This is a genomic window from Novosphingobium sp. Fuku2-ISO-50, assembly GCF_001519055.1.
In the GTDB taxonomy this organism is placed as follows: Bacteria; Pseudomonadota; Alphaproteobacteria; order Sphingomonadales; family Sphingomonadaceae; genus Novosphingobium.
This window is the reverse complement of sequence record NZ_KQ954287.1, coordinates 318,666-328,819: the sequence shown is the minus strand read 5'-3', so window position 1 is coordinate 328,819 and position 10,154 is coordinate 318,666. Positions and strand designations below refer to the sequence as shown.

The following is a 10,154-nucleotide window of genomic DNA, read 5'->3' as shown; positions in this document are numbered from 1 at the left end:
ACGGTTTATATCTCATTGGTTTCACGGTATAAATTTTTGCGAGCCGTGATGTGTGAATGCGGTAGTCCCGTGTGGGGCGGGGGCGTGCGGGGCCTTGTCTTCAAACCACCTTTTCGCTGATCAGCGCGCAGTTGTGGGCGTGTTCGTCGATTTCGATCTGCACGGTCGCATGGCCGATGCCGAAATCATGATCGAGCGCATCGGCTAGCCGGTGAAGAAACGCATCGCCCGGATGCCCCGCCGGGATGACGAGATGCGCGGTCAGCGCGGTTTCGGTCGTGCTCATCGGCCAGATATGCAAATCGTGGACCGCCGTTACCCCGGCCTGCTTTCCCAGGAACGTGCGCACCCTTTCCTCGCTGATCCCCGCCGGGACGCCCAGCAGGCCCATGTGCAGCGCATCGCGCGCCAGCCCCCAGGTGCTCCATCCGATCAGCGCGACGATGGCCAGGCTGACCGCCGGGTCGATCCACCAGGCATGGGTCAACCGGATCACGAAAGCCGCCGCGACCACACCGGCCGAAACCGCCGCATCGCCCGCCATGTGCAGAAACGCGCCGCGCAGATTGATGTCGTGATGACGCCCGCCCATGAACATCAGCGCGGTCGCGGTATTGATGGCAATGCCGATCGCGGCGACGATCATCACCGGGCCGGTGGCAATCGGCTGCGGGTCGGCGAGGCGGCGAAAGGTTTCCAGCGTGATTGCGCCCAGCGCCACCATCAGCAGCGCGGCATTGGCCAGCGCGGCCAGAATCGAGCTCGATTTCAGGCCATAGGTAAACCGTGCCGAAGGGGGCCGCGCGGAGAGCACGGCGGCGCTCCATGCAATCAGCAGGCCCAGCACATCGGACAAGTTGTGCCCGGCATCGGCGACCAGCGCCATCGACCCCGCCAGCACGCCATAGATCGCCTCGACCGCCACAAAGCCGGTGTTGAGCGCAATGCCGACGGCAAAGGCGCGGCCAAAGCTCGCCGGGGCGTGAACGTGCCCTCCATGCCCATGCCCATGCCCATGCCCGTGATGGTGGCCATGGTCGTGGTCATGATGGTGCGCGTGGTCGTGGGAATGGGCCATGGGGCGCCTTCTAGCGAGCGGGCGCGGCGCTTGCAAAACGCTTTCGGCCCAAGGATGCCAGGGGGCCTGTAAGCCGGGTTCTGTCGCACCGACGGTATCCGATTGTCGGACCGTATCGGCACGGGCAGCCATTCCTCTAGGCGGCGCATTGCTGCGACGCTCAAGCAACCAACCCGGACGGCGCAGAGCCTTTCGACTCTTGGCGTGAAACCCGCCTGCCGGATACCCCGGCGCGTCGCCCCTATTCGGTCTTGCTCCGGGTGGGGTTTGCCGTGCCGCGGCCGTTACCGGCGCGCGCGGTGCGCTTTTACCGCACCGTTTCACCCTTGCCGCCGGATTGCTCCGGTTTGGCGGTCTGTTCTCTGTGGCACTTTCCCTGACCCCGGAGCAAGTCCGGAGCCGGCGGGCGTTACCCGCCACCCTTGTTTCATGGAGCCCGGACTTTCCTCGGCATCGACAAAGCGATGACGCGGCTGCCCGGCCCCCTGGCGGGCCAGCGCGTAGCAGGCCGGTGCGGCCTTAGCAATCCTGCCCCAGATCCCGCGCGATCAGCAGCTCGAACAGCAAGGCGCCGATCTGCCCGTCGATTTCGCCGGTAATGCGGTGCGGGCGCCAGCGGCGTTCAAAGGCGCGGATCGCCGCCGGACCGTCGGAAATGTCATAGCCCAGCCGTTCGAGCGCAAGGAAGAATGCGCCGTCGTTATCATAGATCAGGCGCATGCGGGGCCTGGGCCGGGCCAGCGCAAGGCGATAGCGCGCGAGCATGTCCCAATCGAACAGTTCGCCCGGATCGGTCTTGCGCGCCGGGGCGACATCGGAATGGCCGATCACGTTGGCCGGGCTTATCCCGTGGCGTCGGACAATGTCGGCGAGCAGCGGGACGAGCGATTCCATCTGCGCGTCGCTGAACGGGCGATAGCCGAATTCGTGTCCGGGATTGACCAGTTCGATGCCGATGCTGGCCGAATTGATGTCGGTGACCCCGCGCCAGTACGACCGCCCGGCGTGCCAGGCCCGCTTGTCCTCGTCGACCAGCCGGATCACCGTGCCGTCTTCGTCGATCATGTAATGGGCGGACACTTCTGCCGCCGGATCGCACAGCCGATCGAGCGCCTCTTCCGCGCTTTGCATGCCCGTATAATGCAGCACGACCATCGAGACCGGCAGCTTGCGCTCGTTCCAGTTCGGCGAGGGGGCCTCGCGATGGACGAGCCAGCGATTCATGTGCGGATCGCTTTCATGGCGAGGCTGCCCCGGCTGAAATTCACGCTGCGGGCAGCACCGCGCCCATGACCAGCGTGTCGGTCGACACATGGATCTGCAGTCCGCCGCCCAGGTCTGCGGCCAATTGCTGGATCATGTAGGCAGGCGCGGTCTTGCTCGACAGCGCATCGGTCGGCAGCGTGCCGTCGAGCGCATGGCCGACCGCCGGATCAAACGCGATCCGCGCGCCCGACGCGCGCACCACGATCTCGCTGGCGAGACCGTGGTCGGTCTGGCGCGTTTCGGCGGCAATATCGAGCGTGCCGCCGCGCACCAGCGCCTCGATCCCGATCAGCGCAAGATTGAGCAGCACCTTGATCGCGGATTTGGGCATCGAATCGCTCGCCAGCGCCCAGTTGACCGCGATCCGGCCATTGTTGCCGACCAGCGCATCGATCACCGCGCGCGGCTCGTTGAGCGGAATGCTTTCGCCAAACCCGCCGCCTGCGCCGAATGCCAGGCGGAAAAAGCGCAATTTGTCCGCCGATGTCTTTGCGCTTTGTTCGAGCAGTTCGAAACAGCGCTGGCGCATGTCGGGGTCTTTTTCCTCGGCAAGCAGTTCGAGGCCGTTGGACAGCGCGCCGACCGGGCTCAACATGTCGTGGCACAGGCGCGAGCAGAGCAGGCTGGCAAGTTCGAGCGAAGCGATGGTCATGATCCGGGGTCGGGGCCTTTTATCGTCTGGCGTTCGGCAAAGTTCAATCGGGAGGGCACGATCGATTGCGCCCCCTCGCAATCCTCCTACGCCTTAACCGGCAACCACGTCATAGGAAAGCGGTTCGAAACCGGATAAGCTATCATGCCATAGCGTGATGGCGTCGCCGGCGACAATGGCCCAGATCCGCCCGTCGCGCGCGGCCATGGCGGCATCGGTCGGCGAAGGGTGGGCGGCGCCCGTCGGGTGCGAATGAAAATAGCCCAGAACCGCCGGGCCGCCCGCCCGCGCGGCGCGGTGCGCGGCGATCAGCGCTGTGGGGTCGATCTCGAAATGGCGCTCGGGCTGCGGGGCGACATTGGCGGCGGGCCATGCCGTGGCGATCGCGTCGCCTTGCCCCAGCAGGATGCCGCAAGCCTCGCACGGGTGACAACGACGCGCTTCGGTCCTGATCGTGTCCAGCGCCCCGGCGGTGATGCAAATCGGCATTCCCCGATTGTAGCCCCGAACATGGGGTCAGACCACCTTCTTGGCGCCCCGCTCTTGCCTGCCTTCTTGCCTGCCCTCTTGTCAGCCCCGCGATATGCTCCATATCGCAAGGCACAATGGGGGCACAGACACAGATCCTGACCGGCACGATCGCCGATGGCGGCCAGCGGCTCGACAAGGCGCTCGCCGATGCCTCGGCGCTGTCGCGCGAACGCGTCAAGGCCTTGATCGGCGAAGGTGCGGTCATGCTCGACGGACGCCCGGTGGCACAGGCTTCGGCCAAAGTCGCGGCGGGCAGCGTCTGGACGATCGCGGTGCCCGCCGCCACCGCCGCCGAGGCGGAGGCGCAGGACATCCCGCTGGTCATCGCCTATGAAGACGATGCGCTGATCGTGGTGGACAAGCCGGCAGGGCTGGTGGTCCATCCCGCCGCCGGAAATCCCGACGGGACTCTGGTCAATGCGCTGTTGCATCATTGCCGGGGGCAACTGTCGGGAATCGGCGGGGTGGCGCGGCCGGGAATCGTCCATCGGATCGACAAGGATACGTCCGGGCTGCTCGTCGTGGCCAAGACCGATGCCGCGCACGAAGGGCTGGCGCGCCAGTTTGCCGACCATTCGATCATGCGCGCCTATCGTGCGATCACCGCCGGAGTGCCGATGCCGCCCGCAGGCACGATTCGCGCAAGCATCGCGCGATCGTCGCATGATCGCAAGAAGATGGCCCTGGTCGAAGAAGGGCGCGGCAAACACGCCGTGACGCATTACCGCACGCTGAAAGCGCTCGATGGCGCGGCGCTGGTCGAATGCCGCCTGGAAACCGGGCGAACCCATCAGGTGCGCGTTCACCTTGCGTCAATCGGTCATTCGCTATTGGGCGATCCTGTCTATGGACGATGCCCTTCCCGATTGCGCCCGATTCTCGCCCGCCTCGATTTCCGGCGGCAGGCCCTGCATGCGGCGGAACTGGGGTTTGCCCATCCGATCGACGGTCGGGCGCTGCATTTCACCAGCGCGACGCCGGTCGACATGGAACAGCTGCTTGTCGAACTGGGGTTCTGAATGGCGCCGCGCACCACCAAAGTACGTCTTGCGCGGCTCCGCTGCGGATGGAAACCTTACGGAATGCAGCATTTTGAAGTTCAGTTGTTGTTTGAAACCGAGTAGAAATCTTGTGTGGTCCCGCCGCACGACGCCCATTAGGGGTTGTTGCCAAGAGGTACTGACGCTCTCGAAAGGAATGTCCGGTGCGTGATACGAACAAGGCGCTGACGGTCCCCGCGCTTGCGGGTGAAGCCAGCCTCAACCGCTATATGTCGGAAATCCGAAAGTTTCCGCTGCTGACGGCGGAAACCGAATACATGCTTGCCAAACGCTATCAGGAACATGGTGATCCCCAAGCCGCCGCGCAACTGGTCACCAGCCATCTGCGACTCGTGGCCAAGATCGCGATGGGCTATCGCGGCTATGGCCTGCCGGTTTCGGAGCTGATCTCCGAAGGCAACATCGGGCTGATGCAGGGGGTCAAGAAATTCGACCCCGAGCGCGGTTTCCGCCTTGCGACGTATGCGATGTGGTGGATCAAGGCGTCGATCCAGGAATTCATCCTGCGCAGCTGGTCGCTCGTGAAAATGGGCACGACCGCTTCGCAGAAGAAGCTGTTTTTCAATCTGCGCCGGATGAAGAAGAATCTCGAAGCGTTCGAGGACAGCGATCTTCATCCCGACGATGTGAAAAAGATCGCCACCGATCTTGGCGTGCCCGAAGCCGACGTGGTTTCGATGAACCGGCGGATGATGATGGGTGGCGATGCCAGCCTCAACGTCTCGGTGCGCGAAGACGGCGAAGGATCGTGGCAGGACTGGCTGGCCGATGATCGCCCCTTGCAAGACGAAACCGTCGCCGAGACGCAAGAGGCGCAGATGCGCCACGGCTTGCTGGTCGAAGCGATGGGCAGCCTGAACGAGCGCGAACGCCACATCCTGACCGACCGGCGCCTGATCGACGAGCCCAAGACGCTCGAAGAGCTGAGCCAGGTCTACAACGTCAGCCGCGAACGCGTGCGCCAGATCGAAGTGCGCGCCTTTGAAAAGCTGCAAAAGGCGATTCAGCACATTGCCGGCGAACGCCATTTGCTGCCCGCGCTCTGAAATATCGGGTTTTGAGCAGGCCGGTTGCAACCTGGCGGCGAATCGGTTCTAGTGGCCCGATGCGGATGATCGGGCGGCGATGAATCAGGAATGGGATGGCCTGCGCAACGAGCGTCCGGCACAGCCTGTCGGGCGTCGGCGCGCGGGCGGCGCGATCGGTCGGATCGGCGCGATCGTCATGCGGCTGGTGCTCGCCTTTGTCGCGCTGAGTCTTGCGCAAGTGGTGATCTACAAGTTCGTGCCGGTGCCGTTTACTTATACCATGCTGTTCGACCACAATGGCGACACGCGGCAATGGGTGCCGATCAACCGGATAAACCGCACCATGGTCGACGCCGCGATCGCGGGCGAGGATGCCAGGTTCTGCCGCCATATCGGCTTTGATCAGGATGCGATGCTCGCCGCCTGGCAACGCAATCAGGAAGGCGGGCGGATTCGCGGCGGCTCGACGATCAGCCAGCAGACCGCCAAGAACACCTTTCTGTGGCAGGGCGGCGGTTATCTGCGCAAGGCGCTGGAGGCCTGGTACACGATTCTGATCGAGGCGATCTGGGGCAAGCGCCGGATCATGGAAGTCTATCTGAACGTGGCGGAAACCGGCATCGGCACTTATGGCGTCGAAGCCGGGGCGCAGCGCTATTTCGGCAAGCCCGCAGCGGGGCTGTCCACGCTGGAAGCGGCGCGAATCGCGGCTGCCTTTCCCCAGCCCAAAGTGCGCGCGGTGGTCGGCGCGACCGGACGCGTGCGCCGCCACGGCAATGTCATCGCCGCGCGCGAAGGCGTGGTGCGCGGCGATTATGACGCCTGTGTTTACAATTGAAGCGCGTTTACAATTGAAGCGCGTTTACAATTGAAGCGCGTTTACAATTGAAGCGCGCCTGTAATTGACAGTCAGGCGGGCGCATTCTCGTTCGCGCCTGGTCCTTCGGCGACCACCAGCCAGCGCTCGGTTCCTTCGAGGCCGATTGCGGTCAGCCGATGGCTGTCAAAGGCGCCGGTGTCGATGCCGATGCGAAAGGGGTGAAGCTCCGGCTCGGAGGTGATCGTGTGGCCATGTACCACGGTGAAATCGCGCGGGGTCGGATCGTCGAGGAATTCGGCGCGAATCCAGCGCAAGTCTGCCCGGCTCTGGTTTTCGAGCGCGATCCCGCCCCGGATTCCGGCATGGACAAAGACATAGTCGCCGATACGGATCAGGTCTTCCATGCTCTCGAGAAAGGCGATGTCTTCCGCCGGGATGCGTTCGCGCATCAGCACCTGCAACTCTTCGAGCGTGACCGGTCCGTATTCTTCGGGCGTGATTGGATAGCTCAGCAGCGTCTCGCGCCCGCCGTGGCGCAGGAAATGGCGCAAGGTGACCTCGTCGGCAAACGAGGCGAGGAACATCTCTTCATGATTGCCGGACAGAAAGCGCACTTTGCGACGGCGGGCCCAGTCGCGCGCGGCGGCGATCACGCCCGCACTGTCCGGCCCCCGGTCGACCAGATCGCCCAGCAGGATCACGGTGGTATCAGCCGGTGCCCGCGCGCTGTCGTCCTGTTCGATTCTGGCGATGATCATCTCGAACAAGTCGAGCCGACCATGGATGTCGCCGATCGCATAGACACGCTGATTCGCGGGCACACTGCTTGGCGATATGGCGCTGCCGGATTCGGGTGCCCGCTGCGGGGCAAAGAGATTGCGAATTTTGTTGAGCATGGGCCGATGATTCACTGTGCGTGGTGCATATCGGGCGCTTGCCCTGCGGTTGCAAGTTCCTTGCGCGCATTTGTCGGCATCGCGCCACGTTTGCCGTGTTCGGGGCGATCGCGTGACGCTAAGTCAATCATTGGGTGGTGCATAAAAGTCACTTATGGTGCAAATCTCGCAACGGTACGAGGGATTGGTCTTGTTTCCGCTTCAGGGTCGGGACAGGGGCTCTGGCGAAAGAACAGGGGCATCGGATCATGCAAGTCGAAAGCCCCGATTCGCCACAGGAAAACTGTGGGAACAAATAAGGGAAAGATGAAAAAGCGTATGACGGCGAAATCACTGTCCATTTTGTCGATGTGTATCGCATTTACTGCAATTTTGCCGTCGCAGGCATTTGCTGACAGCAATCCGACAGCACCTCCTGGTGACTGGACTATAACCGGCAGTGCGGCGGTGGCCAGCCAATACCGTTATCGCGGTATTGCGCAATCGGACAACCGGCCGGTGATCCAGGGCGCGATAACCGTCGCCCATGCTTCGGGTTTCTACGTTTCGACCTGGGGGTCGAGCGCGTCTGCCGGAAACAGCCCGGTCAATATCGGCGGAACCGAACTCGACGTCTATGGCGGCTATACCCATGCCCTCGGCAAGAGCGGGATCACCGTTGACGGCGGGTTGTACGGCTATATCTTTGCCGGTGCGCCCAACGGTAATTTCTACGAGATCTATGGCTCGCTGTCGGAAACGCTGGGCCCGATCACGGGCAAGATCGGCGGCGCCTTTGCCCCGGCGCAAAAGGTTTTCGATTATAACGTGTCATCGCCGTCGCGTTCGAACCTTTACGTCTATGGCGAATTGTCGGGCTCGATCCCCCATACGCCGATCAGCCTGCATTCGCATCTCGCCCATACCGGCGGCGGGCTCGACTATGGCCGGCCCTATTTCGACTATACGGTCGGCGCGACGGTGAAATGGAAAAATCTGGGGCTCGACCTGTCGCTGGTCGGCACCGACATCAGCCACAGCGATTTCGCGAAATCCGGGCTTGCCTCGGATGGCGCCGGCGGGGTCGATCCGCTCAAGCTCGATGCCTTTTACCGCATGGGCAAGCCGGTCGCGGTCATTTCGCTGACAGCCTCGTTCTGATTCAAATCCTGCACGAGGGGGGGTGCCAATCCGCGCGCCCCCCTCTATTCTGGCATGGCGCGGTCCGTTCGGACCGTTCCCATCACCGCCTTGCCAGAGGACGTGCCGTGACCAAGTTCCTCCATTCCATGATCCGGATCACCGACCCGGATGCCACGATCGCCTTTTTTCGCCTGATCGGACTGGACGAAGTGCGTCGCTTTGACAGCGAAGCGGGTCGTTTCACGCTGATTTTTCTTGCCGCGCCGGGGCAGGAAGGCGTGGCCGAAGTCGAATTGACCTATAACTGGCCGCCGGCGGACGGCAGCGCCGAAGTCTATGGCAGCGGTCGCAACTTTGGCCATCTCGCGTTTCAGGTCGACAATATCTACGAAACCTGCGCGCGCATCGCCGCCGCCGGCCACATCGTTCATCGCCCTCCGCGCGACGGACACATGGCTTTCGTGAAATCGCCCGACGGCATTTCGGTCGAACTGCTGCAGGACGGGCGGCTTGAACCGGCCGAGCCCTGGGCCAGCATGCCCAACACCGGCACCTGGTAATGTCGGATCGGCGGGGCGCAGAAGCGATTTTGCGCCCCGCTTGACAGCGCGGAAATCAAAAATATAGTCATCGCTATCGAATCTCGGTTTTGAGAGGAGAATAAGCGTTGCCGAACCATTTCGTGCCCGATTTCGAGCGCGCCTCGCCGCCGGTGCAGGATCGCGCGCATCGCACGCGCGAACGGTTGCTCGATGTCGCGGGCGAACTGCTTGGCGAAGTCGGGATCGAGCGGATCTCGACCAACATGGTCGCCGCGCGCGCCGGGATGACCCCACCCGCGCTCTATCGCCATTTTCGCAACAAATACGATCTGCTCGGCGCGCTGTGCGAACGGTTGATGCGGCGGCAGGACGATGTCCTGATCGCCTGGCTCGATCGCTGGCGTCCGCTGGGGCAGGCGGGGCTGTCGGCCAACCTTGGCGAACTGTTTCGCCTGACCGCGCAAGTGACCGATGCCGAGCCTGGCGGGGTGTGGATCGAACGGGTGCTGCGCGCCGTGCCGCAACTGGCGCCGATCCGTGTTGCCTCGCACCGCTATGTTACCGACCGGATCACGGATGTCTTTGTCGAGCTGGCGCCGGAACGCGATCGGGCCGTGCTGTGGCGCCGCGTCCGGCTGGCGGTGGAACTGGGCTATGCCGTCGACGAGATGGCGCACGAAGAAGACCGCATCGCGCCCGAAGACCTGTTTGCCGAAGCGGCGCGCGCGATCGAGGCGATCTTTGCGGAACGAGAGGGGGATGGCGATGCGTAAGGCGCCCGTGGCGATGGTCGTGTTGGCGCTGGCGGCATGTCATGGCGCGCCCCCGGCCCCGCCTCTGACCGAGGCGCAAAGCGCCGCGCGCCGTCCTGCCGATGCGCATCTGGCGGCGCTCTATGATGGATCGTGCCGCGCCTGTCATACCACGCGGGACAGCGGGGCGCCGCTGTCGGGCGATCATGCGCAATGGGATGCGCGCTGGGCCAAGGGCGCGCCTGTGCTGCTGCAAAGCGCGGTGGCGGGGTACAACAAGATGCCTGCGGGCGGGCAGTGCGCGACATGCACCGCCCATGACTACGAAGCGCTGATCCGCTTCATGGCTGACCAGCAAAACTAGAAAAAGCCACGGGAGAGCGATGATGGGAACGACACGAAGGGC

Annotated in this window: 12 protein-coding genes and 1 other RNA gene; 7 read left to right on the top strand and 6 right to left on the bottom strand. The window is 63.6% G+C overall.

What is annotated here, in order from left to right; all coding sequences use genetic code 11:
- Positions 1-100: 100 nt before the first annotated feature.
- From AQZ50_RS07220 to AQZ50_RS07200, 5 genes are all read right to left on the bottom strand, one after another.
- Positions 101-1,078 carry a cation diffusion facilitator family transporter gene (locus AQZ50_RS07220; protein ID WP_067744644.1) on the bottom strand — a complete coding sequence of 326 codons (978 nt, stop codon included), beginning with the start codon at positions 1,076-1,078 and terminating at the stop codon, positions 101-103.
- 53 nt (positions 1,079-1,131) lie between these two features.
- An RNA gene (rnpB, locus tag AQZ50_RS07215) (RNase P RNA component class A) lies at positions 1,132-1,567 on the bottom strand.
- Positions 1,568-1,597: 30 nt separating this feature from the next.
- The gene (locus tag AQZ50_RS07210; RefSeq protein WP_067744642.1) at positions 1,598-2,302 is read right to left on the bottom strand and encodes an N-acetylmuramoyl-L-alanine amidase; all 705 of its coding nucleotides are present in this window, start codon (positions 2,300-2,302) and stop codon (positions 1,598-1,600) included.
- A 40-nt stretch (positions 2,303-2,342) separates the two neighbouring features.
- A complete protein-coding gene (locus AQZ50_RS07205; protein ID WP_067744640.1) occupies positions 2,343-2,996 on the bottom strand; it encodes a histidine phosphotransferase family protein in 654 nt (217 codons plus the stop codon).
- A 93-nt stretch (positions 2,997-3,089) separates the two neighbouring features.
- Positions 3,090-3,485 carry a M67 family metallopeptidase gene (locus tag AQZ50_RS07200; RefSeq protein WP_067744637.1) on the bottom strand — a complete coding sequence of 132 codons (396 nt, stop codon included), beginning with the start codon at positions 3,483-3,485 and terminating at the stop codon, positions 3,090-3,092.
- 116 nt (positions 3,486-3,601) lie between these two features.
- On the opposite strand from AQZ50_RS07200, the gene AQZ50_RS07195 reads away from it, so the two are divergent.
- The 3 genes from AQZ50_RS07195 to mtgA all read left to right on the top strand — a co-directional run bounded on the left by AQZ50_RS07195 (position 3,602) and on the right by mtgA (position 6,454).
- Positions 3,602-4,546, top strand: a complete 945-nt coding sequence (locus AQZ50_RS07195; protein WP_067744634.1) for an RluA family pseudouridine synthase — start codon at positions 3,602-3,604, stop codon at positions 4,544-4,546.
- 185 nt (positions 4,547-4,731) lie between these two features.
- Entirely contained in the window at positions 4,732-5,634 is a 903-nt protein-coding gene (gene rpoH, locus AQZ50_RS07190) for an RNA polymerase sigma factor RpoH (protein ID WP_067744631.1), read from the top strand.
- Between the two features lie 79 nt (positions 5,635-5,713).
- Positions 5,714-6,454 carry a monofunctional biosynthetic peptidoglycan transglycosylase gene (gene mtgA, locus AQZ50_RS07185; RefSeq protein WP_156427258.1) on the top strand — a complete coding sequence of 247 codons (741 nt, stop codon included), beginning with the start codon at positions 5,714-5,716 and terminating at the stop codon, positions 6,452-6,454.
- A 71-nt stretch (positions 6,455-6,525) separates the two neighbouring features.
- On the opposite strand, the gene AQZ50_RS07180 is transcribed toward mtgA, so the two are convergent.
- Entirely contained in the window at positions 6,526-7,332 is an 807-nt protein-coding gene (locus AQZ50_RS07180) for a metallophosphoesterase family protein (RefSeq protein WP_067744628.1), read from the bottom strand.
- Between the two features lie 306 nt (positions 7,333-7,638).
- On the opposite strand from AQZ50_RS07180, the gene AQZ50_RS07175 reads away from it, so the two are divergent.
- The 4 genes from AQZ50_RS07175 to AQZ50_RS07160 all read left to right on the top strand — a co-directional run bounded on the left by AQZ50_RS07175 (position 7,639) and on the right by AQZ50_RS07160 (position 10,112).
- The gene (locus tag AQZ50_RS07175; RefSeq protein WP_067744625.1) at positions 7,639-8,472 is read left to right on the top strand and encodes a TorF family putative porin; all 834 of its coding nucleotides are present in this window, start codon (positions 7,639-7,641) and stop codon (positions 8,470-8,472) included.
- A 107-nt stretch (positions 8,473-8,579) separates the two neighbouring features.
- Positions 8,580-9,014: a VOC family protein gene (locus tag AQZ50_RS07170; protein ID WP_067744623.1), complete on the top strand. Its 435-nt coding sequence runs from the start codon at positions 8,580-8,582 to the stop codon at positions 9,012-9,014.
- Between the two features lie 107 nt (positions 9,015-9,121).
- Positions 9,122-9,769 (top strand): TetR/AcrR family transcriptional regulator, encoded by a 648-nt coding sequence (locus AQZ50_RS07165; protein WP_067744618.1) that lies wholly within the window; start codon positions 9,122-9,124, stop codon positions 9,767-9,769.
- Positions 9,762-10,112 (top strand): c-type cytochrome, encoded by a 351-nt coding sequence (locus AQZ50_RS07160; RefSeq protein ID WP_156427257.1) that lies wholly within the window; start codon positions 9,762-9,764, stop codon positions 10,110-10,112. The genes AQZ50_RS07165 and AQZ50_RS07160 overlap by 8 nt, the downstream gene beginning before the upstream one ends.
- Positions 10,113-10,154: the final 42 nt, after the last annotated feature.

Excerpts from the sequence above, each read along its gene's own strand:
- AQZ50_RS07220 (WP_067744644.1), bottom strand. The coding sequence starts at position 1,078 with ATGGCCCATTCCCACGACCACGCGCACCATCATGACCACGACCATGGC.
- AQZ50_RS07210 (WP_067744642.1), bottom strand. The coding sequence starts at position 2,302 with ATGAATCGCTGGCTCGTCCATCGCGAGGCCCCCTCGCCGAACTGGAAC.
- AQZ50_RS07175 (WP_067744625.1), top strand. The coding sequence starts at position 7,639 with ATGAAAAAGCGTATGACGGCGAAATCACTGTCCATTTTGTCGATGTGT.
- AQZ50_RS07200 (WP_067744637.1), bottom strand. The coding sequence starts at position 3,485 with ATGCCGATTTGCATCACCGCCGGGGCGCTGGACACGATCAGGACCGAA.
- AQZ50_RS07180 (WP_067744628.1), bottom strand. The coding sequence starts at position 7,332 with ATGCTCAACAAAATTCGCAATCTCTTTGCCCCGCAGCGGGCACCCGAA.
- AQZ50_RS07205 (WP_067744640.1), bottom strand. The coding sequence starts at position 2,996 with ATGACCATCGCTTCGCTCGAACTTGCCAGCCTGCTCTGCTCGCGCCTG.
- AQZ50_RS07160 (WP_156427257.1), top strand. The coding sequence starts at position 9,762 with ATGCGTAAGGCGCCCGTGGCGATGGTCGTGTTGGCGCTGGCGGCATGT.
- AQZ50_RS07195 (WP_067744634.1), top strand. The coding sequence starts at position 3,602 with ATGGGGGCACAGACACAGATCCTGACCGGCACGATCGCCGATGGCGGC.
- mtgA (WP_156427258.1), top strand. The coding sequence starts at position 5,714 with ATGAATCAGGAATGGGATGGCCTGCGCAACGAGCGTCCGGCACAGCCT.